The 24,859-nt window shown below is 48.3% G+C and carries 23 protein-coding genes (1 of these 23 cut by a window edge); all 23 read left to right on the top strand.

The window, feature by feature from the left end; genetic code table 11:
- Positions 1 to 356: 356 nt before the first annotated feature.
- A complete protein-coding gene (locus QFZ77_RS01255; protein ID WP_307434889.1) occupies positions 357 to 3,197 on the top strand; it encodes an Ig-like domain-containing protein in 2,841 nt (946 codons plus the stop codon).
- Positions 3,198 to 3,842: 645 nt separating this feature from the next.
- Complete coding sequence (locus QFZ77_RS01250; protein ID WP_307434887.1) at positions 3,843 to 6,026, top strand: glycosyl hydrolase family 28 protein; 2,184 nt, start codon at positions 3,843 to 3,845, stop codon at positions 6,024 to 6,026.
- An 81-nt stretch (positions 6,027 to 6,107) separates the two neighbouring features.
- Positions 6,108 to 7,697 carry a glycoside hydrolase family 43 protein gene (locus tag QFZ77_RS01245; RefSeq protein ID WP_307434884.1) on the top strand — a complete coding sequence of 530 codons (1,590 nt, stop codon included), beginning with the start codon at positions 6,108 to 6,110 and terminating at the stop codon, positions 7,695 to 7,697.
- A 95-nt stretch (positions 7,698 to 7,792) separates the two neighbouring features.
- A complete protein-coding gene (locus QFZ77_RS01240) occupies positions 7,793 to 7,894 on the top strand; it encodes a DUF4166 domain-containing protein (protein ID WP_307434881.1) in 102 nt (33 codons plus the stop codon).
- 297 nt (positions 7,895 to 8,191) lie between these two features.
- Positions 8,192 to 8,704 carry a DUF5317 domain-containing protein gene (locus tag QFZ77_RS01235; protein WP_307434878.1) on the top strand — a complete coding sequence of 171 codons (513 nt, stop codon included), beginning with the start codon at positions 8,192 to 8,194 and terminating at the stop codon, positions 8,702 to 8,704.
- A 1-nt stretch (position 8,705) separates the two neighbouring features.
- Positions 8,706 to 11,048 (top strand): sensor domain-containing protein, encoded by a 2,343-nt coding sequence (locus QFZ77_RS01230; RefSeq protein WP_307434875.1) that lies wholly within the window; start codon positions 8,706 to 8,708, stop codon positions 11,046 to 11,048.
- 231 nt (positions 11,049 to 11,279) lie between these two features.
- Positions 11,280 to 11,936 carry an ethanolamine utilization microcompartment protein EutL gene (eutL, locus tag QFZ77_RS01225; RefSeq protein ID WP_307434872.1) on the top strand — a complete coding sequence of 219 codons (657 nt, stop codon included), beginning with the start codon at positions 11,280 to 11,282 and terminating at the stop codon, positions 11,934 to 11,936.
- A 20-nt stretch (positions 11,937 to 11,956) separates the two neighbouring features.
- On the top strand, positions 11,957 to 12,457 hold the full coding sequence (locus tag QFZ77_RS01220) for a BMC domain-containing protein (RefSeq protein ID WP_307434869.1): 501 nt from the start codon (positions 11,957 to 11,959) through the stop codon (positions 12,455 to 12,457).
- 1 nt (position 12,458) lies between these two features.
- Positions 12,459 to 13,946 carry an acetaldehyde dehydrogenase (acetylating) gene (locus QFZ77_RS01215; protein ID WP_307434866.1) on the top strand — a complete coding sequence of 496 codons (1,488 nt, stop codon included), beginning with the start codon at positions 12,459 to 12,461 and terminating at the stop codon, positions 13,944 to 13,946.
- Between the two features lie 18 nt (positions 13,947 to 13,964).
- Positions 13,965 to 14,252, top strand: a complete 288-nt coding sequence (locus QFZ77_RS01210; protein WP_047676490.1) for a BMC domain-containing protein — start codon at positions 13,965 to 13,967, stop codon at positions 14,250 to 14,252.
- Positions 14,253 to 14,260: 8 nt separating this feature from the next.
- On the top strand, positions 14,261 to 15,055 hold the full coding sequence (gene pduL / locus QFZ77_RS01205; protein WP_307434855.1) for a phosphate propanoyltransferase: 795 nt from the start codon (positions 14,261 to 14,263) through the stop codon (positions 15,053 to 15,055).
- Positions 15,056 to 15,880 (top strand): hypothetical protein, encoded by an 825-nt coding sequence (locus QFZ77_RS01200; RefSeq protein WP_307434851.1) that lies wholly within the window; start codon positions 15,056 to 15,058, stop codon positions 15,878 to 15,880.
- 6 nt (positions 15,881 to 15,886) lie between these two features.
- Positions 15,887 to 16,189 (top strand): EutN/CcmL family microcompartment protein, encoded by a 303-nt coding sequence (locus tag QFZ77_RS01195; protein WP_307434848.1) that lies wholly within the window; start codon positions 15,887 to 15,889, stop codon positions 16,187 to 16,189.
- Complete coding sequence (locus QFZ77_RS01190) at positions 16,171 to 16,512, top strand: BMC domain-containing protein (RefSeq protein WP_047676497.1); 342 nt, start codon at positions 16,171 to 16,173, stop codon at positions 16,510 to 16,512. The genes QFZ77_RS01195 and QFZ77_RS01190 overlap by 19 nt, the downstream gene beginning before the upstream one ends.
- A gap of 3 nt (positions 16,513 to 16,515) precedes the next feature.
- Positions 16,516 to 16,956, top strand: coding sequence for a EutP/PduV family microcompartment system protein (locus QFZ77_RS01185; RefSeq protein WP_483874767.1), 441 nt, complete (start codon positions 16,516 to 16,518; stop codon positions 16,954 to 16,956).
- Positions 16,957 to 16,979: 23 nt separating this feature from the next.
- Complete coding sequence (locus QFZ77_RS01180; protein ID WP_307434844.1) at positions 16,980 to 18,428, top strand: sensor histidine kinase; 1,449 nt, start codon at positions 16,980 to 16,982, stop codon at positions 18,426 to 18,428.
- A 2-nt stretch (positions 18,429 to 18,430) separates the two neighbouring features.
- The gene (locus tag QFZ77_RS01175) at positions 18,431 to 19,033 is read left to right on the top strand and encodes an ANTAR domain-containing response regulator (RefSeq protein WP_307434842.1); all 603 of its coding nucleotides are present in this window, start codon (positions 18,431 to 18,433) and stop codon (positions 19,031 to 19,033) included.
- 8 nt (positions 19,034 to 19,041) lie between these two features.
- Positions 19,042 to 20,523, top strand: a complete 1,482-nt coding sequence (locus tag QFZ77_RS01170; RefSeq protein ID WP_307434839.1) for an ethanolamine ammonia-lyase reactivating factor EutA — start codon at positions 19,042 to 19,044, stop codon at positions 20,521 to 20,523.
- Positions 20,520 to 21,881 carry an ethanolamine ammonia-lyase subunit EutB gene (locus QFZ77_RS01165; protein WP_307434836.1) on the top strand — a complete coding sequence of 454 codons (1,362 nt, stop codon included), beginning with the start codon at positions 20,520 to 20,522 and terminating at the stop codon, positions 21,879 to 21,881. The genes QFZ77_RS01170 and QFZ77_RS01165 overlap by 4 nt, the downstream gene beginning before the upstream one ends.
- 12 nt (positions 21,882 to 21,893) lie before the next feature.
- Positions 21,894 to 22,817 (top strand): ethanolamine ammonia-lyase subunit EutC, encoded by a 924-nt coding sequence (eutC, locus tag QFZ77_RS01160; protein WP_307434833.1) that lies wholly within the window; start codon positions 21,894 to 21,896, stop codon positions 22,815 to 22,817.
- Between the two features lie 21 nt (positions 22,818 to 22,838).
- A complete protein-coding gene (locus QFZ77_RS01155) occupies positions 22,839 to 22,967 on the top strand; it encodes a hypothetical protein (RefSeq protein ID WP_261304047.1) in 129 nt (42 codons plus the stop codon).
- Positions 22,968 to 23,020: 53 nt separating this feature from the next.
- Positions 23,021 to 24,559, top strand: coding sequence for an amino acid permease (locus QFZ77_RS01150; protein WP_307434829.1), 1,539 nt, complete (start codon positions 23,021 to 23,023; stop codon positions 24,557 to 24,559).
- A gap of 65 nt (positions 24,560 to 24,624) precedes the next feature.
- Positions 24,625 to 24,859, top strand: partial view of a YwmB family TATA-box binding protein gene (locus QFZ77_RS01145; RefSeq protein WP_307434825.1) — the start only. 518 nt of this gene lie beyond the right edge of the window; 235 of the gene's 753 nt are visible here — the first part of the coding sequence; it begins with the start codon at positions 24,625 to 24,627; its stop codon lies off the right edge, out of view.

Genomic DNA, 24,859 nt, shown 5'->3' with positions numbered 1-24,859 from the left:
AGCGTCTGTACGCTTCGGGATGTTATTGGCCGAAGAAAGCTACCGGGATGCGGGTCGTTTACGACAACGTCGCTCCCGAAATCAAGCTGGATGGCCGGAAAGGGAAAAAACGACAATATTTACAGTACGGTTTATAACCCTTACCCGGTTTCATGCCGATTGAGTGAAGCGGGAACGGTATGGGTTATGACGGCTTGACGGTTCAAACAGAGATTCTTTTAGGACTGCAGATTTTGGCAGGCAATCTCCAACCCAATTACGTTTAATGTCGTTCTGAAAGGAACCAGCACCCCGTAACTAATAGCGTTATCGGCATTTCGAAAGGGATAGAATTGTCCAACTGGGAGGCAAAATCTGTGAAAAAAACAATATGGTCGAAGAGGTGGCTTGCCTGCTTTCTGATGATCACGATGGTTGTGGGGCTTTTCCCGCTCCCAACGCTCACCGAAAGTGCATTCGGAGCGATTCCGGGACAATCGCAAATAACGGACAATCTGAAACCCGTGGCTCCGACCGGATTAACCGCCGTAGGAGGGAATGCCAAAGTAAGCCTGACTTGGAACACGGTAGACGGTGCTATATCCTACAACGTCAAGCGCAGTACCAGCGCAGGCGGACCGTATCAAGTCAGCGCTTCCGGGCTGACAGATCCGGCTTACACCGATGAAGCAGTTGTTAACGGTACGATGTACTATTATGTCGTAACCGCGGTTAATCTTTTAGGAGAAGGAGCTGCATCGGAGGAAGCGGGAGCCGAGCCGAAAGTGCCCCCTGCCAAGATACCCGGATTCCCCGGAGCTGAAGGGGCGGGAATGTATACGACCGGCGGTCGCGGCGGCAGTGTTTATTATGTAACGAATCTAAACGATTCGGGTCCGGGTTCGCTTCGCGACGGGATATCTCAAAGCAATCGGATGATCCTGTTCAACGTATCCGGCGTCATCCATTTGAAGAGCCGGTTAATAATAGCTGGAAGCAACTTGACGATTGCAGGGCAGTCGGCGCCCGGGGACGGCATAACGGTAGCGGATGGTGAGACGGTCATAGGCGGAAGCAACGTTATTGTGAGATATATCCGTTTTCGTCCGGGAGATCAAAATATTGCTAACGAACCGGATTCGTTCGGCGGACGCTTTATACACGATATTTTGGTCGATCATGTTTCCGCGAGCTGGTCGACGGACGAGGTGCTTTCGTTCTACAGCAATGTCCGCACCACGGTGCAGTGGAGCATCATTAGCGAGAGCTTGACGATGTCCGGACACGATAAAGGCAAACACGGCTATGGCGGAATCTGGGGCGGCGCTTCCGCGACATTCCATCATAACCTGATCGCGCATAATACGAGCCGAAATCCTCGCATCGGCGCGGGGACGGCGCCACAGCCGGCAACCGTCGACTTGCGCAACAATGTCATCTACGACTGGGGATATTTACCCACATACGGCGGGGACGGATCCCAGATCAATATGGTCAACAACTATTACAAACCCGGCCCCGGGACCTACGCTTCAGTGAGAAAACTATTTGCCTCAGCAGATACCGGATCATGGTACGTTGCGGGCAATGTGATGGATGGCTCGGAGGAAGTAACGGCGAATAACGAGCTTGGCGTTCGCGTCAATGGAGGAAGCTTGTCTCCGACCGAGTTTTCCGTGCCCGACGGTTCCGTTGCTACGGAAGCAGGCAAGGACGCTTATACCAGCGTATTGGCCAAAGCCGGGGCCATCCTGCCGAAGCGAGATCCGGTTGACGCGCGCGTTGTCAACGATGTGAGAAACGGGACCGGTCGGTTTATAAACAGGGCGACAGAGGTAGGCGGCTATCCCGAGATGAATTCGGCACCTGCGCCGGTAGATTCCGATGGGGATGGAATGCCCGACGTGTGGGAAGATGAGCATGGGCTGAACAAAAATGACAATAGCGACGGGAGCGCGCTGGAGAAGGGGGGAAGCGGCTATACGAACGTAGAGATGTACCTCCATTCGCTAGTCGATTGGACAAACGCGCCGAAAAACCCGAGCGTAGCGTTAACATCGCTGTCTTTGAACGAGTTGCATCTGACGGGCTCCAGCCTGACGCTTCAAACGACAGCAACTGCCCACGCGGCTGCCTCTATTGCCAAAGTGGAATTTTATGATGGTGTCGTGAAATTGGGCGAGGCAAAGGACGCTCCTTATTCATTTGTTTGGACTAACTTAAGCGGGGGCACCCATTATGTGTCGGCGAGAGCTATCGACAGCAACGGACTATCGACGCAGTCCTCGATTATTCCGATTCATGTCAACGATGCTGCGCTAAACGCAGAGTCTGCATGGAAATCGGTGGATATCGGCAACCCGCCGATCGCGGGAACCGCAAGCGTCGATGCCAATAACGTCTATACTGTCAAAGGATCCGGTGTAATAAGCGGCAGTCGGGATTCGTTCCAATTCACAAACCAGTTGTTAAAAGGCGATGGAGAAAGGATCGTGAAAGTGGAGTCCATCACGCCGGTTGACCAATACGCCGCTTCCGGCATCATGATCCGGAATACGCTAGACCCGGATTCCGCGATGGTCATGATCAGCACATCTTATGTCAAATCGGACACTCAGCCGACGAAATACTCCGTACATCTGATCTCCCGCGGGCAAAAGGGTGGCGTTACGACTACGCCAGCGAGACCGACAGCCGTGCTGGCCGCGACGAATATACCTGTCTGGCTAAAGTTAAACCGAACAGGCAACGTCTTTACGGCTTATGCGTCTCAAGACGGTCAAACGTGGACACAGGTTGGATTGCCACTGACGATCGGGATGAACCCGGATGTGTATATTGGGATCGCTGTCGATGCCAAGCAGGAAAGCAACGAGCTTCACAACTATAACGCTGTCAAGGTTTCCAATGTATCGTTGACGTTTCAGAATACGCCGCCGGTTACGACCGTGACTTCCTATTCGGACGGCCAATATATCAACGTAAGCAATCCGACAATCACGTGGAGCTTCAGTGATGCGGATGCCGGCGACGCACAGCGTGCTTATCAGGTGCAAGGATCGAAAGACAATTGGCAGACGACCCGGGGAAGTGGTCGATGGCGCGACGTCGTACCGTACCCCGCGATCAGTCAAGGAAGTAAAACGTTATTGAAGTTTGCTTCCAGGGTTAAGGGCATCCCGACAGCGTCTGGGGAAGAGTACTCAACCTCGCCGTAAGTCCCTTACCTGAGTCTGCAATTATCCTTAAGCGTAGATGTCATGAGAACAAAACATTTCGAAATTACGTCAATCAATATGTATCCAGGTTGACAATTTAGCGATCAAGCATCTTTACTCCAAAACCATTCGTTTATGTCTTGGGGGATGGTTTTTTTTATTTCGGGAATGAAAATGGATAAGAGAGATAATGCCAGTGCAGTTACAGCCACGATTTTCTTTCCGGTTTTTGAGTGATATTAAAACGCTTTCATTATTCAGTATAAAATCTCAACTATAAGAATCTATCAAAACTACCTCGAGTACTTCTGAGAATTGATGCAAGCTGCAGGATAGCGCAACATCTGATGCAATTTTTGTGCAGGGGATACGTCTAAAGGACAAAGTCATTAGCAATGAAGGTACCTATGGAAAGGCTGTTCTCGCTATTTTTGTTATGATCATATCACCTAAAGAGTGATTTTGTTTACCGTTACCGATTGATGCTAAAAGTATGAGAGCAAATATTGCAAAGGTTGAGCAAATACAGCAACAATGGTGTGGAGAGGTATGTTTATTTTGTGCTAGGTTGTAGATAGAAGTTATTTCGCAGATCGGCCCGCAGCGGGCCGTTCACTGAATCCTACAAACGAGGAGCGTACCATCATGAAACCGATTCGCTTATTTATTGCAGGAGATTCCACCGCAGCCTCTTATCCGCAGGAACGGTCACCGATGGCCGGATGGGGACAGATGATCGGGCGTTACTTCAACGATTCCGTCGTTGTCGTCAACGAAGCCCGTAATGGGCGAAGTTCCAAGAGCTTTATCAACGAAGGGCATTTGATTCGAATAACGGATGCGATGCAGGAAGGGGACTACCTGCTGATACAGTTCGGGCATAACGATCAGAAGCCGGAACCGGAGCGACGGACGGAGCCTTTTGGCACCTATCAAATGACCTTGCAAACGTACATTAATGCTGCTAAGTCCGTGGGGGCTACCCCGGTTCTTCTTACGCCGGTGCAGCGGCGTCAATTTAACGAAGAGGGGACTTACGTTCAATCTCATGGTGATTACCCGGAGGCTGTCCGGCAGTTGGCGCAGCGGGAAGGTGTCGCCTGCATCGATTTATGCACATTAAGCGAGATGAAACTCGTTTCGCTTGGTCCTGACGGATCCAAATCGTTATTCGTCTGGCTTCGTCCCGGCGAGCATCCGAACTACCCGGACGGCTGCGCGGACAATACGCACTTTAACGAACGCGGGGCGGGTGAAATGGCACTGCTTGTGCGTGAAGGGCTCATACGCGCCGGCCTGCCGATCAGCACTTATTTTACACAGGAGAACGGTATCCCTCATTGGGTTATGCCGGAGGTGCTCCTGCCGGACATTCCGGATCGGACGTTCCGGTTAACCGATTTCGGAGCGGTAGGCGACGGACTGACGGACAATACCAACGCGTTCCACCGAGCGATCCAAGCTTGTACGGAAGCGGGAGGCGGAAAGCTGATCATTCCGGCCGGACTTTGGCTGACAGGGCCACTGAAGCTGGCGAGCCGACTGGAGCTTCATGCCGAGGAAGGCGCAGTCATTCGATTCAGTCAAACGTTCGCCGACTATCCGCTCATTCAGTCTACTTATGAAGGTCTGGGCGCTGTTCGCTGCCAATCGCCGTTGGATGCGGAAGGACAAGAACATATTGCCATAACAGGGAAAGGTGTGTTTGACGGCGGGGGAGAAGCGTGGAGGCCGGTAAAGAAGTGGAAAATGACGGAACCTCAGTGGGTACAGCTGCTCCAGAGCGGTGGTATTACGAATGAAGCCGGCGACATGTGGTGGCCGTCGGAGGCCGCTATGCAAGGGGCCGTATGGGTCGATCGGCTTAGCCGGGAAGGTGTTAAGGATGTGGCAGCCTATATGCCAGCTCGAGATTATTTACGGCCGAACCTGCTTAGTTTTAGGAGATGCCGACATATCCTGCTGGACGGACCTACATTTCAAAATTCCGCGGCATGGTGCTTGCATCCGTGGGCTTCCGAGCATGTAACAATTCGAAACGTAACCGTACGTAATCCGTGGTATGGGCAGAACGGTGACGGCCTTGATCTGGAATCGTGCCGGTACGCGGTCGTGGAACATTGTACGTTTGACGTCGGGGATGACGCGATTTGCCTGAAATCCGGCAAGGACGAAGCAGGACGCAAACTGGGTCTTCCATGCGAGTACGTGGCAATCAAAAACTGTGTTGTCTACCATGGACACGGCGGGTTTACGATCGGGAGCGAAATGTCCGGGGGTGTGCGATATGTATCCTTGACGGACTGCACCTTCATCGGAACCGACATCGGCCTTCGCTTCAAAAGCGCACGTGGGCGGGGCGGCATTGTGGAGCATATTTCCATCCAGCGTATTCGAATGATTGACATAATCGGGGAAGCGATTTCCTTCAATTTCTTCTACGAAGGGAAGGAAGGCTCAGGTACCGCTCAAGATGAAATAGAGCCGGTGAACGAGGGGACGCCGATTTTCCGCAGTATCGAAATCATCGATGTTGTTTGCACGGGCGCGCAAACGGCACTGCTCATCAATGGCCTTCCGGAAATGCCGCTGGAACAGTTGTACGTCCATAAGCTTACAGCTGCCGCTGATCGGGGGTGCGTCTGTCATCATGCGAAGCAGCTTGTATTAGAGCAGATGGACTTGCATGTCAAAGACGGTTCACTCATTACCTTGCACCAATGCGAAAAGGTGGAGCTGATCCGCCTACAGGAAGCCGGGGCGGCAGCTGACAAACGAAACGTGCACATTACGGGAGCTCATTCTGCTGCAGCCAATGCCATTCGTTAAAACTCTAAAACTCTAAAACTCTAAAACTCTAAAACTCTAAAACTCTCAAACTATCAAACTCCAGAAGGGGATTCGCCAATAATGAAAATGACACCTGTACCATCGTCTGTTTGGACAGCAGACTTAGGCAACGGCTTTTACCGAAATCCGATTTTGTACGCGGATTATTCGGACCCGGATATTATTCGGGTTGGGAACGACTTTTACATGACAGCCTCGAGCTTTGTCAGCACGCCTGGTTTACCGATTCTGCACTCGAACGATTTGGTAAATTGGACGCTCATCGGGCACGCGATAGACCAATTGCCGGATGGCTTTGAAGGGCGCGTGCGCCACGGAGACGGTGTATGGGCACCAAGCATCCGCCACCACGACGGGACGTTTTATATTTATTTCGGTGCTCCTGACGAGGGGATCTTCATGACGACCGCGCAAAATCCAGCAGGACCTTGGTCCCCCTTACATTTGGTGAAGGCCGTAAAGGGCTGGATCGATCCTTGTCCATTCTGGGATGAAGATGGACAGGCATATCTGGTGCATGCGTTTGCCAACAGCAGGTGCGGCATCAAGCATAAATTGAATATGTGCCGTATGAAGCCGGATGGAACGACGCTGCTCGATGAGGGGGAGATCGTATTCGATGGAACTGTGGACCATCCTACAATGGAAGGCCCGAAGTTGTACAAGCGCAATGGCTATTATTATATTTTCGCGCCGGCTGGCGGTGTGTCAACAGGCTGGCAAGTTATATTGCGGTCGCGCAGCATATATGGCCCTTATGAAGATAAGATTGTCCTGCATCAGGGACATACGGATGTTAACGGGCCTCATCAAGGTGGATACGTAGAGCTTGATTCGGGAGAGTCGTGGTTCGTGCATTTCCAAGATCGTGAGGCGTACGGCCGCATTATTCATTTGCAGCCGATGGGCTGGGAGAACGATTGGCCGACGATGGGTATCGATTCGAACGGAGACGGGATCGGCGAGCCGGTATCCGAGTATCGGAAGCCTAATACAGGAAGCAGTTGGCCTATTGCCGTACCTGCTACTTCTGACGAGTTTGACCACTCGGCGCTTGGTCTCCAGTGGCAATGGCAAGGAAACAGCAGGCCGGAATGGCTCTCACTCACGGCAAGTCCCGGACAGCTGCGGCTTATGGCTCATCCTCTGCCGCAAGGAGCATCGACGTTATACGATGCTCCTAACGTCTTATGTCAAAAGCTGCCTGCGCCTGAGCTTACGGTGACGACGAAGCTGACACTGCATGCGGGGTCAGGCATAGAACGCGCAGGGCTAACGGTATTCGGACACCAATACCGATATGTCTCATTAGAGTCGTCCGAGGCAGGCATGCGGATCGTGCTTGTAAGCGGTGAAGGAAGCAAGGAGGGGGCGTCGGAACGGTTGGATGCTGCTGTCGTTGCGGATATTTCAACTGTTTATCTACGTGTAATTATCGTACGGGAGGCGAAATGCTTATTCCAGTATAGCTTCGACGGTGAGGCGTATGAGCCGTTGGGCGACACGTTCGACGCTGTGCCGGGAGGCTGGGTAGGCGCGAAGATTGGATTGTTTTGCCTTCAGTTCGGTGAAGCTCTCGGAAGCGGGTATGTCGATTTTGATTGGTTTCACGTGGAGAATAAGGACTCTTTAAACGATTTCACTGAATAATAAGTACAGTAAAAACCTTCCAATGCGTTACTTGGAAGGTTTTTAGGTTCAAAACAACCACAGAGCTTGCTTGGGTTTCGATTTCCAATGATAGCTTGGGATATGCGGATGTTTGTAAATGGTATGACGATGTAGAGGGGACGTTCCGAATTGATGTTCAGGTTCATAACAAAACGTTCGGACCTTTGTTTGGCTAATATGTCATTATATGTCGTTTTATATCGAACTAATGAATATTTTGAATAATTTCATTGTATAAAAAATCCATTAAAAGTATAATTTCTTTAATGGATTTTTCCATTTAACTAGACATTCTTTTCAAACAAAGGGGAGGAAATGAAATGAAAAATTGGAAGAATTGGATACTTATGACTCTTGTTTTGGCAGCTATGGTTTATTCATCAGTTGTACCTTTTCCATGGGGACCATAATCCCTTAAAGGAGCTAGGTGATACCTAGTTCCTTTCATTTTTTATATAAAGGAATGAACATATATGATTTACTTTATACTTGCTGGCATTTTTCTTTGTATCATTCTGAAACGCAATTTATTGACAATTGTTGATTCCTTTGGAGCTTTCAGAATGCCCTACTTACTGATCGGCACCTTTGCGTTTCAAATTTTTATTTTTTGGTTAGGTAATAGAACTGAGCGCGATTATCCTATTCTACTTGAACTCTCGTTTGCTATTATGATCTTAGGTTTATGGATGAACAGGCATTTACCAGGAATTATATTTATATGTTTTGGGGCTGTGCTTAATTTAATAGCGATTAGTATACATGGTGGTTTAATGCCTGTATCAGAAAAGGCTATGATTTTGTCTGGGTATAATGGCTCTGCTTTTGATACAGATGATCCCCGACATCAACTAATGAATACATCTAATTTTTGGTGGTTGGGAGATTGGATTCCTTTTTTCAAACATGTAATAAGTATAGGGGATGTTTTTGTAGGATTCGGATTTATTCGATTTCTATTAAGAACCACTTCAAAGAGGGAGTAGCATGAAGGACAAAAATTTGTACACCTTGGTATTATTCTTAACCGGAATATATACGATATATGTCGGTTTCGGATTTATTCAATCCAATAAGGATTGGCAGTCTATAATAATAATATGTTTATTAATAGTAATAGTTGATCTATTTCCGACAAAATTACCTAATGGATTCTGGTATAACGGTGCAACACTAAGTTTTCTTTATTTAACGTATTCAAAAGGTATCTCAGCAAGCACGGTTCCGATTATATTCAGCACACTCATGTTTTTTTTGTCGGCTAGCAAACCCTTCTATAAAATTAACTGGTTTCGCTTGTTTTCAACGTTAGGAATGTATTTTATTAGTATGGTGTGTGCGGCGGTTAGTTTGAAATTTATGAATCAATTTCCACTTATCGTTCAAATTCTGGGTATTACGTTCGTTTTTGAAAACGTTAATTTAATAATACGTGCGGGGATCATGAAGTTTGTAAATAAAGCTTCTTTTTTCAGTGAAATAGCGTTAAAGAAAGTTTATGGCGTACAAGTTTCTTTGTTGGTACTAACCATTCTATTGTATCATCTAGTTCAGTCTGCTAATGCTATTGATCTTCTTATTGAGGTTATGATTTCAGCCTTCCTCATGCTAGTTATTAACTTCCTAATCTCAGCGTATAACAAGCATATTTTTAAAATAGAAGAAAGCAAACAACGCTACCAGTCTTTATTTGACCGTAATCCAGATATTGTTTTTACATTAGATCTATTAGGTAAATTTACGAGTATTAACCCGATGTTAGAAAAATTACTTGGCTATTCCCCAGAGTCTATATTGGATGTAAACTTATTCGAATATGTGGTTTCTACAGGGAAACAAGAAGCTATATATCATATAGAACAAGCGCTGCTTGGAAATCCTCAACAATTTACAATGGGCTTTTTAACAAAAGAGGGTACAAGCCGTGATATGTTCATAACTTGTGGTCCGACGGTAGTGAACGATCAAATAGTTGGGGTCTATGGAATTGCTAAGGATATTACCGAGCAGAAGCAAGCCGAACAGATTATTCATAGAATGGCTTACTTTGATGAAATAACCGGGTTACCGAACCGAAGCAACTTTCAGGAGCGCATGGCGGAAACATTGGAAAAAGCTCATAACAACTCCTTAGCCGGATTAATGTTTCTTGATCTAGATAAATTCAAACAAGTAAATGATACGCTGGGGCATCATACAGGTGATCTTCTATTAGTTGATGTATCCAAACGCATTATCCAAGCTGTTCCTGAAGGATCTATCGTATCTAGGCTGGGGGGCGATGAATTTACGGTTATTTTTTCAAATCTAAGCCATACAGATGAGGTCATACCAGTTGCCGATGTGATCTTACAAGCATTAGCTGAACCTTTTTATTTACACAATAGAGAATTATATATAACGACCAGTATAGGGATTTGTATATATCCTGAACATGGGACCGATGTGGAAACGCTGATCAAAAATGCAGATGCCTCTATGTATCGGGCCAAAGAATCCGGTGGAAACACCTACAGTGTATATTCCAAAAATATTCAAGAGCTCAATGAAGCCAAGCACAAGATACATTCTAATTTGCACAAAGCGATCCTTCGCGAAGAATTTTATTTGCATTTTCAACCGAAGATCGATTTGACTACTGATAAAATTAACGGAGTAGAGGCCCTCATTCGATGGGATAATCAAGAATTGGGACCTATGTCGCCGGTTCAGTTTATTCCGATCGCTGAAGAGAGTGGATTGATCCTGCCCATCGGGGAATGGGTGTTAAGGACGGCATGTAGGCAGAATAAAGCTTGGCAGGATGCAGGGTTTCCTCCTATCGTGATGTCGGTGAATCTTTCCTCCATTCAATTGCAGAATGATCATTTAGTCCGTACGATTGGGCAAATTTTGCAGGAAACGGAGCTAGATCCTCAGTGGCTTGAAATTGAGATAACGGAGAGCATGCTGCTGCAGAACACCCAACATACAATGAAAGTGCTTGAAGAAATAAAAGAGCTCGGTATATCTATTTCCATCGACGATTTTGGAGTGGGTTACTCTTCACTCAGCTATTTGAAACATTTTTCATTCGATTATTTAAAAATGGACAAGTCTTTTATTGATAACTTAAACATGTCTCCAAAAGACGAATTGATCATAAGCGGTATTATCAAATTGGCGCATAGCTTAAACATGAAAGTAATCGCCGAAGGAGTCGAATCGGATCAACAGCTTTCTTACTTGCGCGAGCAAGGTTGTGATGGCGTTCAAGGGTATTTGATTAGCAAGCCTTTGTCGGCGGGGGAGTTTATTGAGTGGGTATGGTCTCCGAAAAGTGAATATTGATTATGATTAAACCCTGTCCGTCTACGGATGGGTTTTTTTGTCGAATAATCCAGTAATGAAAGAGATATAGATTTCATCAATAGAAACGGAATATTCCTTGTACAACCTGCATATCCATAAACAAAAGCATAAATAGCAGGCAAAGGTGCCTTAGGTCCAAGAGCGACATGTCGTTCTCTGCACCTGGGCACCTTTTTGTTTTCATTCATTCGAGGTAAAGAGGTGAAAGGAGTGAAACAACAACAAATTCGAGCCATTCCGCTCGCCGTTAGGATCATCCCTAATGTGGATGCTGGCTTGGCACTTCAGTTGGAATTGAAGCCGGGCGTTCGCAGCCTTGGTCTGTTAACGTCCAGCATCGATGATGTGGGCTATACGGCAATCGATGAAGCAACGAAGAATGCAGCAGTTGAAGTTGTGTATGCTCGTTCATTCTATGCGGGATCAGGTCATGCTTCTGGACCGCTATCAGGAGAATTTATAGGGATCATAGGCGGTGCATCGCCTGCAGAAGTAAGAAGCGGGCTAGATGCAGCTATCCAAGTGATGGAGACTGGAGCTTGTTTTTACTCCCTCAACGACGAGGGAACGCATGCTTACTATGCTCATGTTGTCTCCAGAACAGGTTCTTATTTGTCCGCATTGGCGGAAATTCAAGAAGGAGAGCCTCTTGCTTATTTGATTGCTCCGCCACTCGAAGCCGTTTACGCACTCGATGCCGCACTGAAGGCGGCTGATGTACGCATGTGCAAGTTTTATGGCCCTCCGACGGAGACGAACTTTGCGGGAGGATTATTGACAGGCAGTCAGTCTGCTTGTACGGCAGCAGCAGAAGCGTTCGCTGAAGCTGTTCGAAGCATTGCTCGAGAACCTAAGAAAATAGGGTGAAAAGAAGCGGGTGTTTACAAATGGATAGAAGATTGATGTCTTTGGGCATGATCGAAACTTACGGTCTGCCTGCCTTGATTGCAGCCGCAGACGCTGCAGCCAAAACAGCGGATGTGAAGGTAACGACTTATGAAAAAGTGGATGCCGGCATCGTAACGATCTATATTTTGGGCGATGTTGCAGCGGTCAAAGCTGCTGTGGATGCAGGTGCGGCAGAGGCGAAGAGAGTGGGCAAGCTGTTATCCACACATGTTATTCCGCGACCTGATCCTGCTGTACACACGATGATTCAGGAGGTTTGGGCCAAAAACCAGCCGAAAGATTCACCGAAGGAGGAGCTCAATAAGGTTATCGCGACGCCGGAAGTGAGTGCACCGAATTGGAGTAAAATGACCGTAGCACAGCTCAGAGAGCTTGCGCATAATACGCCCCAATTCCCCATAACCGGTCGGGATATCCAATTGGTAAGCAAAGCCGAATTGGTCAGACTTTTCACGGGGATGGAGGGGGAGGGCCGATAACATGAAGCTCGATAGCGATTTACAAGCGATCCAGGAGGTCCGCCATTTCCTTCAAGAAGCGAAGGCGGCACAAAAACAGCTGGAGAAAATGACGCAATCGCAAATTGACGACATCGTAGCAGCTATGGCTGAAGCGGCGGAGTTTGAGGCAGAGCGGCTGGGTGCAATGGCCGTAGAAGAGACAGGCTTCGGAAAAGTCGCTGATAAAAAGGCGAAAAATCTCTTCGTTGCAAGAGACGTCTTTTCGGCAATCAAGGATATGCAAACGGTCGGTATCATACGCAAAGATGATGTGAAGCAAGTCTGGGAAATCGCACAACCAGTCGGTATTGTTGCTGCGATTATACCTTCAACAAACCCGACATCGACTGTCTTGTTCAAATGCCTGATCTCACTTAAATCAAGAAACGCGATTGTGATCAGTCCGCATCCATCAGCACTGCACTGTTCGCAGGAGTCGGCAGCCGTCATGCGTGCTGCGGCGGAGAAGGCAGGGGCCCCGCCCGGGCTGATTCATTGTCTATCGCAACCGTCCCTTGAGGCGAGCGGCGAACTAATGAAGCATAAGCTGACCGATATCATTTTGGCAACGGGTGGAACCGCCATGGTCAAGGCCGCTTACAGCTCTGGCAAGCCCGCCTACGGTGTCGGACCCGGCAACGTTCCGGTTTATATACATCAGAGTGCGGATATCCCACGAGCTGTGAGCCTGATTTTGCAAAGCAAAACGTTCGACTACGGAACGATCTGTGCTTCTGAACAAGCGATTGTCGTCGATCAAGTGGTAAAAGCGGAGCTGGTCGCGGAATTGAAGCGGCAGGGGGCTTACTTTTTGAACGCAGAGGAAAAAGAAAAGGTCGGCTCGATCCTCACCATTGGAAAAGGGATGAACCCGAATGTGGTTGGCCGTTCTCCGCAAGTGATTGCTAGCAAGGCTGGCATAACCGTTCCGGAGGATGCAAGGGTATTGGTCGCGGAAGAGTCGGAGGTAGGACATGCGTATCCATTTTCCATGGAGAAACTCAGTCCTGTGCTTGCTTTATATACCGTGAGTGATTGGCAAGAAGGCTGTCAACGCTGCACCCTACTGTTGGAGCTCGGAGGACTTGGACATACACTCGGCATCCATGGCGAGGATTTGTCGATCATTGAAGCGTTCGGGCTGGAGAAACCAGCATCGCGAATTGTAGTGAATACAGGCACTACGTTCGGGGGAATCGGTGCAACGACGGGGATTATGCCATCAATGACGCTGGGCTGTGGTTCCTATGGCAACAACATCACGTCGGACAACATCGGTCCTCAGCATTTGATGAACATCAAGCGTATTGCTTTTGGCATTAAAGAAATGCCGACGGAGCCCGATGAGAACCGTATTGTAGCGCTAGTCGCGGAAAGTTTGGAAAGCTCTAATAAACTCGGTATTACGCGTGATGAAGTTGCGCAGATCATTAAAAGCGTGCTTTCCGAAATGCAATTGCATACATAACCGGAGGAGGAAATTCAAATGGCAGGAGAAATGGCAGCTTTGGGTTTAGTGGAAACGAAAGGCTTGGTAGGTTCAATTGAAGCGGCAGACGCCATGGTCAAGGCAGCGAATGTGAGATTGGTCGGTAAAGTTCATGTTGGCGGAGGACTGGTCACGGTCATGGTCAGAGGAGATGTTGGCGCTGTAAAGGCGGCCACGGATGCAGGTGCTGCAGCTGCGGAAAAAGTGGGAGAGCTTGTCTCTGTTCACGTTATTCCCCGTCCGCATTCTGACATTGAGTTCATTCTACCTAAACTCGAAGGTTAAAAACGTCTATGACGCTTATTACGGAAACGCACTTGCGTACTCAGCTGGTTAAAGGCCTGCCAAATCCGTTTCCGATAACGGACGGGGATAAGCTGACACCAGCAGCCGCTGACTTTTTGAAAGATAGGGGAATCTCTTTGCGGCGCGTGGCCCCGACGGAGTCAACAATCCTTCCGGGAAGCCAGGATATTGGGCTCAAGCTTATTCCAGTCGGCGTGTCAAACCGGCATGTTCACCTCTCTCCCGAGCATGTTGAAGCGTTGTTCGGCGCTGGTTACGCGTTAACTCCACTTCGTGAGCTGTCTCAAAAGGGGCAGTTCGCTGCGCGCGAAACCGTGACATTGGTTGGTCCGAAAGGAATCATCCAACATGTCCGCATCCTAGGTCCTTCACGTGGAGCGACCCAAGTGGAGATCTCGCGTACAGATGGATTTGAGCTGGGCGTTCATCCCCCGGTCCGATTATCCGGTGATATCCAAGGCACACCAAGTATTACACTCGTCGGTGCGAGCGGAACGGTCGTTTTGCAGCAGGGATTGATCATTGCCAAAAATCATGTGCACATGTCTCCAGAAGATGCCCAAACTTTTCAGGTCAACGAAGGAGATCGCCTCATTGTCCAAGCAATGGGGGAGCGGCCGATTATTTTTGCTGATACGATCGTGAGGGTTAGCGCACAATTTTCGCTGGATTTTCATATCGACTTGGATGAAGCGAATGCTGCCCATTTGAATACTGGGGATAAGGTTCGGGTGATCGGCAAAAACGGTGAAATCACGTGCGCCGAAAGGAGGCAGCTCTAGGTGGAGATCAAGCAAATGGTCGAATCTATTGTTCGTGAGCTCATTGACTCATTGGAGAAGCAAGCGGCCAAGCGACCTAAGGTGCTTTACATTTTTTACGACAGTACGGCTCATGAGGCTTTTACCGATCATTTTATATGGTTAAATAATCACCAGGTTAATCATGATATTTTGTTCTTGGATGGCGAAGCTTCTTCTTGGCTGGGGAAGCACCAAATTGAATGCGGCGGTCGCGGAAAAACGATTGCATCCGATGAATTCGCACCGTCTCCACTAGAGGTACCTCTTGAATATGAGGGAATCGTGATCCCGGAAATTGATCTTGATAATGCGGCAAGGGCCGCTCTTGGCATGAAAGGGACCATCATATCGGAAATCATCTTTTCCACGTTGGTTCAGAATAAATTTGTACTCATCGGCGATGATATCTCCGGGTTGAAGCGGGCGGACCGACGGACGCTAAGAACGCTAACGCTGCCTAAGCCTTATGTGAACCTTTTTGATTATTACAAAATGGAACTGCAAATGTATGGCGTTGAATTTGGTCCATTGAAGCAGCTGGCTGAAATGGTTGTGAATAAAATCCGTCCAGATTCTGAAATTACAGAACCCGACAGCTCCATGAAAAAAGACGAGCGCACCGAGGATAGCGGGCACATCGTTTATGAAGGAAGGCTCATCTCAGCGGATTGGGTGGCGCGGGAATCCAAAAGTAAATCTCTTCGCTCGCTACGAGTTGGCAAGAGAACGATCATATCTTCATTAGCCCAAGACATGCTGAAGGAGAAAGGCATCACGATCGAATATGTCACGGCTGAAGGGTGAGGTCCTATGTTTTTAGGAAAAGTAATCGGAAGTGTATGGGCTACGCAAAAAGAAGTGGGCATGGACAATTTGAAATTGTTAGTTATCCAGCCGATGGATTTCAAAGACAGCGAAGCGGGCACTCCGATCATTGCCGCAGACCGTATTGGAGCCGGTGTTGGCGAGAGTGTGATTGTGTCCAGAGGGAGTCCGGCCCGAACCTTGTTCACGGATAAAATGGTTCCTATCGATGCAATGATTGTAGGCATTGTAGATAGCTATGAGGTCGCTCAAGAAACCGAGGAGGACGTATGGAAGAGCAGAAGATGAGGGTGATTCAGGAATATGTGCCCGGCAAACAACTGACACTGGCTCATGTGATTGCCAATCCTGACCCGGTTTTGTATACGAAGCTTGGCATTGATGAAAGGAATGCGATCGGGATTTTAACGCTTACCCCTACGGAAACAGCCATCATTGCCGCAGATATTGCGACCAAAGCGGCCAGTGTGGGCATCGGTTATTTGGATCGGTTCACCGGTTCGCTCGTGCTCACGGGAGAAGTAGCCGCTGTGGAGATGGCGATTGAGGCTGTGAATGCTTTTTTGCAGGATAAGCTGAAATTTGCGACTGCACCGATAACGAGGTCTTAAATTATGAAAAAAGTGATGCTGATCGGCGCTGTCGGTGCTGGAAAATCAACGTTAATTAAAGCCTTGTTCGGGGAATCGGAGCCGGCGGCCAAAACCCAAAGTCTCATCTATCGGGACTGGATTATTGATACGCCCGGTGAATACAGCGAAAACCCATTGTATTATCGCTCCCTAATAGCGACCTCTCATGAGACTGCTTCCGTTGTGCTTGTGCAGGATGCTGCGAGGAACAGAAGCTATTTTCCTCCCGGGTTTGAACAGGGGTTTCCTGTATTAACGATTGGGGTAGTAACGAAAATCGATCACCCGAAGGCAGACATTGATCGAGCCATTACCCTTCTCAGACAGTCGCTGCCGGAGGGAGAAATCTTTTTGACGTCGGCTAATTCCACAAAGGGAATTCAACGGCTGAAGCAAAGACTCATGGAGATTGTACAAGAGTAAATCCACGACGTAATGAGGGATTCATGGTGGCATCGATCATAGAATTGTGCAGGAATCACACGATTTTAAGCGAGGAAGAAGCCCAGACAATCAAGGAGATGGCTGCTCAGCTGCAATTGATAGCCGATGTGTCGGAATCGGATGTATTTATTGACTGCCCGCTCGCAGACAAGGGTTCAGCGCTTGTGGTTGCCGAGGCACACCCATCCTCAGCCCCATCCCTGTATAAGACATCGGTCGTCGGACAATATGCTTTTGCGCAAAATGAGCCTGCCGTGATGTTTTGTTTGCTTTCCGGGCAATCCGTAATCGGATCCAGAGGCATCTCGCAGGAGCAGATTGCCATTCAGCAGAACGTCGTGCCGATTCGGTCAAAAGGCGGCAATGTCATTGGCGCCTTGATCATGGAAAAGGACATCTCCGAAAAGCTCGAGCAGGAGAAAAATGTGACGAGATTAATGGAAACAACCGAACAGCTGAGCGAAACGCTGCTTACTGTGGCGATGTCTGAAGGCAGTATGCAGTCGCTTATGCACGAAGGCATTGTTTTATTTGATGACAAAGAGTGTGTGACCTACACCAATCCCCGAGCAGCTGAAATGTTAAAGGAAATCGGTCATGCCGGCGTGATTAACGGATACCCGATTGCCCAGTTGTTTTATGGCAGATTGGAAGGGAATCCTCTTATTGGCCACAAAGGACTCATCCATCAGGAGCTTCAAATCGGGCATGTTTCCTTTGATCTAAAAGCCATGTCCATCTACCGGGATCAGCGGGAGGTTGGCGGTATTATTCTCATTCGCGACATCTCGGATATTAAAGAAAAAGAGAAGCAGCTAGTGATCAAGTCCGCTGTAATTAAAGAAATTCATCATCGTGTGAAAAATAATTTGCAGACCGTATCCAGTCTACTCCGCTTACAGATGCGAAGAACCAAGCTTGAAGAAGTGGAGAGAGTTTATCGCGATAGTATCAACCGCATTAACAGCATTGCCGTCATTCATGAAATGCTTGCCTTTGAAGGAATTGAAACGATCCACTTCAACGATGTGGTGGACCGCATTACGAAGAACATTATCTCATCCTCTTCCAAACCGGATCAGAATATTTATCCGAAAATTTATGGGGATGAGCTTATTTTACAGTCAGACGTTGCCACGACACTTGCGCTTGTTGTCAATGAGCTTGTGCAGAACTGCGTGCTGCATGCTTTTGGGGAGAGACGTACCGGGAATATCGACATTTCCCTGCAATTTATTGGCACCTTCATCAGCGTCCATGTATCCGATAATGGCATCGGAATTGAAGCGGCAATCCATTCAGACAGGAAAGGGCATCTTGGCTTGAAAATCACAGAAACGCTGGTGGAAGAGAATCTCGGCGGTATCATCAATATGACTTCGGATGAGCGGGGTACGGACGTTCATATCACTTTTCCGCTTTCCAAAACGCAGCAGAAGGAGGACGAATAGCCATGAAAAACGCCATCGTTGTTGTGGATGATGATCCGATCATTCGCATGGATATTCGCGAAATGCTGGAGGAGGGTGGATATTGGGTCGTGGGAGAAGCCAAAAATGGCGAGGAAGCGGTAGAACTCGTTGCCAGATTAAAACCGGACCTAGCCATCATGGATATTAAAATGCCAGTCATGAACGGTATCAAGGCTTCCCAAATTATACGCAAGCTGCAGCAGGATACATCTGTTTTACTTCTTACGGCATACAGCCAAAAGGAATTGGTGAAGGATGCTCGCGAGGCGGGAGTCGCCGCTTTCCTGGTTAAACCAGTGTCGGAGGAAGATTTGCTGCCCGCTGTGGAAATTGCTTTGAGTCAAAAAGAAAAGATGGATTCACTGAAACAGGACATCAAACAGCTAAAGCAATCCATCGAAGAGCGCAAAGTGATCGAGAAAGCGAAGGGCATCGTGATGCAGGCATACGCCTTAAATGAGGAAGAAGCCTACAAGAAAATGCGTGAAGCGAGCATGACTACGCGTATTCCTCTTTCAAAGCTGGCGGCGTTCATGCTCACGGAGGGTTTGGAATCATTATCTAGTGTGGCACAGGACGGGTGAATGGGGAAATGCATAACCAGTGGATCACAAGTGTCGGCCTAGATATCGGAACGAGTACGACCAAAATGGTGATTAGCCGTTTGAAATTAGTACGCTCGTCGGGTGCTCTCAGCTTGCCTCGATTTGAGATCGCGGAGCGGGAATTACTGTATGCGAGTCCGCTTTACAGCACTCCGCTGAAGAATGGCGATGAAATCAATGCTGAGCGCATATGGGAAATCGTGACCAAAGAGTACGAGCAGGCAGGAATCCGTCCGGCGGATTTGAAATCCGGGGCGGTGATCATTACCGGAGAAACGGCGAATAAAACGAACGCGAGGCAAATTCTGCATCTGCTCGCCGAACGCTCGGGCGATTTCGTTGTAGCAACCGCAGGTGCTGATCTAGAAGGGCTGCTTGCCGGCAAAGGCGCCGGTGCGGAGCGCCGTTCCATGCATATTCGAGGCGCAGTCGCCAATATCGATATCGGCGGAGGTACAGCGAATGCGGCTATTTTTCAAAGAGGCAAACTGATTGGAACGGTCACCTTTCACGTTGGGGGCAGGCTCATCCAATTAGACTCGAACGGATTAGTTATAGACATCTCTGCATCGATTCGTCCGTGGCTGAGGACTAGCGGATACAACATAAAGGCTGGCGACACGGTTAGCTTTACTCTCATAAAAGAAATCTGCATGGGAATGTGCTACTGCATGATGGATTACTTAGCCGGGCAGATCATTCCTGAGCATGATGAATCACTTCGTTCATTGCTGAGCGGCGAGCCGCTTGCGTCAATGCCTCCCATTGGAGAATGGATGGTATCCGGAGGCATCGGCCTGTTGATGGAGGCGAAGAAACCGGAAAGCTTGGTGGATGTGGCGGTCCATCAGGATATCGGCCCTTTGTTAGCACACACTTGGAAGGAATTATCGGGCCAATATCCCATCCGGCTCATCCAAGCGGATCAAACGGTCAGAGCGACTGTCATCGGTGCCGGGATGCAGAGTACGGAAATCAGCGGCGCTACGGTGCAATTGGATGCATCGCTGCTGCCGATACGCAATCTGCCCGTACTGGGGCTTGATATAACACCACAGTTGCTTGAGCAAACTGGACTGCTTGCGGAAGCGTTGGATGCGATCATGAAAAGCGGCGTAAGCCTCTTTGATCGGGATCAGTCACCTCCATTCGGGCTGGCTTTGTCAGGAATGAATGATCTTACGTACACATCGCTTCAGCACTTAGCGGATCGGCTGCATGCAAGTTTTGTTCAATATTTTCCTTGCGGCGAAGTCATAGTGGTTATCTGTGAAACGGATATCGCGAAGGCGCTCGGTCAATCCTTGGCTAAGCGCTGCGGACAACGTCCGAAAGTCGTATGCATCGATCAAATCCGTGTAGAGCATGGGGACTATATCGATTTGGGCACGCCGATTTCAGGGATCATGATCCCTGTCGTTGTTAAGACGTTGGCCTTTCACAACAGAGCGGAGGGGATAAGTCAGTGAACCTGAAGACTACGTTGCTTGGTACTACCTTTCAATTTAAAGATTTAAAGGAAGTCATGGCGAAAGCAAACGAGGAGAAATCAGGCGATCAGTTGGCCGGTATCTCCGCACAAGATGCGAAGGAGCGGATTGCAGCCAAGCTGGTTCTGTCCGATTTGACGCTGGCGGATATCCGTAATCATCCGCTGCTGCCGCCGGAAATCGATGAAGTGTCGCGGGTAATCGAGGACGGGATAAACGAAAAGATATATACCGAGGTTCGCAATTGGACGGTGGCTGAGTTGCGGGAGTACTTGCTGAGGCAAGAAACGGGAAATGATGAAATTCGCAGGCTTTCTCGTGGCTTAACGAGTGAGATGGCAGCCGCTGCCGCCAAATTAATGAGTAACCTTGATCTTGTGCAGGCCGCATCCAAAATGGAAATCACATCGCATTGCAACATTACGATTGGCCAAAAGGGAGTGCTGTCCGGTCGGGCCCAACCCAATCATCCTACGGACAATATTCAGGGTATTAAGGCCGCTTTATTTGAAGCTTTAAGTTATGGGATCGGTGATGCGGTTATCGGTATCAACCCGGTTATCGATTCAGCAGAAAGCGTCAAAAATATTTTGCAGGTCACCAAAGAAGTGATGGAGAAGTGGCAGATTCCGACGCAGAATTGTGTCTTGGCGCATATCAAAACCCAGATGCGCGCTATTCGCCAAGGCGCTCCTGCCGATATGGTGTTTCAAAGCTTGGCCGGCACGGAGGGCGGGAATAAAGCGTTCGGTATCGATGTTGCTCTTCTTAACGAAGCAGATGATCTCATTGCCAGGGAAGGCACAGGGACAGGGCCGAATCTGTGGTATTTTGAAACGGGTCAAGGCTCCGAATTGTCAGCCGAAGCGCATCATGGTATCGACCAGGTCACGCTCGAGTCCCGCTGTTATGGCCTTGCCCGAAAATATAAGCCATTTATCGTCAACACGGTTGTTGGCTTTATCGGACCTGAGTATTTGTATGACAGCAAGCAGGTCATTCGGGCCGGTTTGGAAGACCATTTCATGGGAAAGCTTCAGCAGCTGCCGATGGGCGTAGATGTTTGCTACACCAACCACATGAAGGCAGATCAGAATGATATGGACAATTTAGCGGTGCTGCTTTCCGCTGCAGGCGTTAATTACCTGATCGGTGTAGCCATGGCAGATGATTGTATGCTCAATTACCAATCTACCAGCTACCACGATATCGCTACTTTGAGGGAATTGATGAGACTTCGTCCAGCCCCGGCTTTTGAACAATGGCTGGTTAAAATGGGGATCATGGAAAATGGCCGATTAACACCGCTGGCGGGAGATCCGACCCTTTTTATGTAAGGAGGAACAAACATGAATAAAGCTGTCCCCATGGATCAGCTTGTCGATATGGTGATGGCAGAGCTTGAGAAGAAGCTGTCTGCATCAAAAGCTGCTGATAATCCGGCGGCCATTCGCTCTATGAACCCTGATCTGGTTAACGAGGAAGCGCAGCCGTCTACCCGCGTAGAAATGGTGTCGGAACTGAACCCAGCCCCCGATTTGGTCACATTCACCTCTAAAGTACCAACTCCCAAATGGGAGGAAGGGATGAATGAACTGCTCGCCAGCACCCCGGCACGTATCGGCGTATGGCGTACGGGAACGAGGGCGCTCACCAAAGAGGTGCTTAAATTTCGCCGTGACCATGCCGCTGCTGTCGATTCCATATATGGTGAAGCGAGTCAGGCGCTTTTGGACGAATTCGGTTTGTTTACGGTGGAAACTCGGTACGAGAATACGGAAAACTACTTAAAACGCCCCGATATGGGACGTATTGTTACCGAAGAAGGAATCACGGAAATTCAGAAAAGGTGCAAGATGAAGCCGCAGGTGCAGATAGTCGTTTCGGATGGACTGAGCGCTAATGCGGTAGATGCCAATTTGGGCGATGTCTATCCTGCGCTGCTTGATTCGCTGAGTGCTTACGGGTTATCCACAGGTACTCCGTTTTTCGTCCGTGGCGGTAGGGTCGCTGTCATGGATCACATCGGCGAAATTGTCCAGCCGGAAGTTCTTGTGCTTTTGATCGGGGAAAGACCTGGTCTTGTTTCGTCGAAATCGCTTAGTGCCTACATCTGTTACAAACCGCGTAAAGGCACTGTGGAGAGCGACCGTACGGTGATTTCCAACATTCATCGCGGGGGTACCCCTCCCCTGGAAGGCGGTGCGCATATCGGCACCATCGTGAGTAAAATGCTTGAGCAAAAGACGAGCGGTGTCAACTTGGAAATTTAACCGTGAAGGAGGTGAGGCGGAATGGAACTGACGATTGGCATCGTAATTATTGCGGTAACGTGTTTGTTTGCTTTATGGATTGTCAGAATCGCCAACAAAAGCATTCGCGAATTCGATGAAAGCAAGCATGAAAGTTTCCTAGGGAAATGAGACTGGTGACTTGTTTGTACAAAATCGTATCTATTTGATGAGGAGGATCAAAGATGAGCAACCCTTCCAATCATCATGAAAAAGACAAAAGTGATTTAAACAAGTTCGGTTATGCCCAGGAACTACTGCGTAGTATGGGCGGATTTTCCAATTTCGCGATTTCATTCTCCATCATTTCCATTCTTACTGGCGCTGTATCTTTATACGGCCACGGATTAACCTATGGCGGTGCGGGTATGATGGGCTTTGGCTGGCCGATCGTCGCCCTTTTTGTCATGTTTGTAGCGGCAGTAATGGCTGAGCTTGCTTCGGCTATTCCGACGGCTGGTGCCTTGTATCACTGGGCGGCTATTTTGAAAAACAAACGCTGGGGCTGGTACACCGCCTGGATCAATCTGATCGGCCAAATCGGGATTGTGGCTGGAATCGATTATTCGGTAGCGCTATTCGCCGATCCGCTCATCGCGAGTGTATTCGGTTATGAATCCAGTAATACAACCGTGTTGATTTGTTTCACGATCATACTACTTACTCATGGTATTCTGAATCATATTGGGATTCGTATCGTTTCTAAGCTGAACGATTTCTCGGCGTGGTACCATATTGCTGTGGTGGCGGTGCTGGTTTTGTCACTTGCCTTTTTCACCAAAGGCAACTTGAATCCTGTTGATTATTTGTTCAAAGTGGGCGAAACGTTCTCGGATAAACCGTATATGTTTGCTTTTCTAATCGGACTTTTGCAAGCGCAGTGGACATTTACGGGTTACGACGCCTCCGCTCATACGATCGAAGAAACTATCAACCCTCGTGTGCGAGCACCTTGGGGTATTTTCACATCCGTTGCCTACTCGTTTGTCATTGGATTCGTAATGCTTGCTTTTGTTACCTTGTCCATCAAGGATGCTGGTGCCGCTGCCGGTTCAAGCAATGCGTTCATCTATGTCATCAGCCAAGCACTTGGTGGGACATTCGGATCAGTTATCCTATGGCTGGTCACCGCCGCGATGTGGTTCTGCGGTCTAGCTTCTATCACTTCCTTCTCACGTATGATGTATGCCTTCTCTCGTGACAAAGGGATGCCGCTGAGCCATCAATGGGCGCAAATTTCGAAGAAATACCGTACACCTGCCAAAGCCATTTGGCTGGCCATTATTCTTTCGTTCCTGCTCGCTTTCATCGACTACATCATCAAAATGGTGAATCCGGATGCGACTTACACGACGATTGCGTTCCTAACTGCGGTCAGTGTTGTGGGCTTATATGTGGCTTACGGCATTCCGATCTATCTCAAGCTGAGAGCCAAAGCGGAAGGCAGATTTCAAGATAAGCATCTAGGTCCGTGGAATCTCGGAAAATACAGCACGTTCATTTCTGTAGTCGCGCTTTTGTGGATCGTTTTCATCTGTATCGTCATGGTCATCCCTCCGAATCAAATGGCCGGCTATGCCGTAGCTGGGATGCTGATTCTTCTGATCGTTATGGATTTGGCTTATTATAAAAATCACTTCCCTGGTCCGCAGGCCGCACTTAACACTTCCATGGAAGAAATCGTACGACGAGAAAAAGAGCTTGAGAAAACCTCCTCTGTTTAACATTTGCTAGATTTGGGCATCCTTTTACTAGAGATTAAGATTCTAGTAAAGAGGTGCCTTTTTATATGCAGAAATCTTGGTTATTATCGATCATTTGTATGTCCATTATAAGCATTATTTTTGGGTGGGTTCGTCATGCCGATGCGCAAGGTGAGCAAGAAGCCCTTCAGTTATTGAACACAGTTAAACCGTACATGATGAATGAGAATCAAATAACCTTCAAATATACAGGCAATTACGGAACGTGCAATGGTGTACCTCAGGATATGCTGCAAACTGGGAAGAAACTGTCCCGCGCTT

The sequence above is a fragment of the Paenibacillus sp. V4I3 genome (assembly GCF_030817215.1).
Lineage (GTDB): Bacteria > Bacillota > Bacilli > Paenibacillales > NBRC-103111 > Paenibacillus_E.
Note: the sequence above shows the minus strand (reverse complement) of the source record. Positions and strands in the feature narration are given on the sequence as shown.

What these genes read in the sequence shown, in the direction of transcription:
- QFZ77_RS01250 (WP_307434887.1), top strand. Translation starts at nt 3,843, where the DNA reads ATGAAACCGATTCGCTTATTTATTGCAGGAGATTCCACCGCAGCCTCT.
- QFZ77_RS01245 (WP_307434884.1), top strand. Translation starts at nt 6,108, where the DNA reads ATGAAAATGACACCTGTACCATCGTCTGTTTGGACAGCAGACTTAGGC.
- QFZ77_RS01235 (WP_307434878.1), top strand. Translation starts at nt 8,192, where the DNA reads ATGATTTACTTTATACTTGCTGGCATTTTTCTTTGTATCATTCTGAAA.
- QFZ77_RS01230 (WP_307434875.1), top strand. Translation starts at nt 8,706, where the DNA reads ATGAAGGACAAAAATTTGTACACCTTGGTATTATTCTTAACCGGAATA.
- QFZ77_RS01220 (WP_307434869.1), top strand. Translation starts at nt 11,957, where the DNA reads ATGGATAGAAGATTGATGTCTTTGGGCATGATCGAAACTTACGGTCTG.
- QFZ77_RS01215 (WP_307434866.1), top strand. Translation starts at nt 12,459, where the DNA reads ATGAAGCTCGATAGCGATTTACAAGCGATCCAGGAGGTCCGCCATTTC.
- QFZ77_RS01210 (WP_047676490.1), top strand. Translation starts at nt 13,965, where the DNA reads ATGGCAGGAGAAATGGCAGCTTTGGGTTTAGTGGAAACGAAAGGCTTG.
- pduL (WP_307434855.1), top strand. Translation starts at nt 14,261, where the DNA reads ATGACGCTTATTACGGAAACGCACTTGCGTACTCAGCTGGTTAAAGGC.
- QFZ77_RS01195 (WP_307434848.1), top strand. Translation starts at nt 15,887, where the DNA reads ATGTTTTTAGGAAAAGTAATCGGAAGTGTATGGGCTACGCAAAAAGAA.
- QFZ77_RS01190 (WP_047676497.1), top strand. Translation starts at nt 16,171, where the DNA reads ATGGAAGAGCAGAAGATGAGGGTGATTCAGGAATATGTGCCCGGCAAA.
- QFZ77_RS01185 (WP_483874767.1), top strand. Translation starts at nt 16,516, where the DNA reads ATGAAAAAAGTGATGCTGATCGGCGCTGTCGGTGCTGGAAAATCAACG.
- QFZ77_RS01180 (WP_307434844.1), top strand. Translation starts at nt 16,980, where the DNA reads ATGGTGGCATCGATCATAGAATTGTGCAGGAATCACACGATTTTAAGC.
- QFZ77_RS01175 (WP_307434842.1), top strand. Translation starts at nt 18,431, where the DNA reads ATGAAAAACGCCATCGTTGTTGTGGATGATGATCCGATCATTCGCATG.
- QFZ77_RS01170 (WP_307434839.1), top strand. Translation starts at nt 19,042, where the DNA reads ATGCATAACCAGTGGATCACAAGTGTCGGCCTAGATATCGGAACGAGT.
- eutC (WP_307434833.1), top strand. Translation starts at nt 21,894, where the DNA reads ATGAATAAAGCTGTCCCCATGGATCAGCTTGTCGATATGGTGATGGCA.
- QFZ77_RS01155 (WP_261304047.1), top strand. Translation starts at nt 22,839, where the DNA reads ATGGAACTGACGATTGGCATCGTAATTATTGCGGTAACGTGTTTGTTT.
- QFZ77_RS01150 (WP_307434829.1), top strand. Translation starts at nt 23,021, where the DNA reads ATGAGCAACCCTTCCAATCATCATGAAAAAGACAAAAGTGATTTAAAC.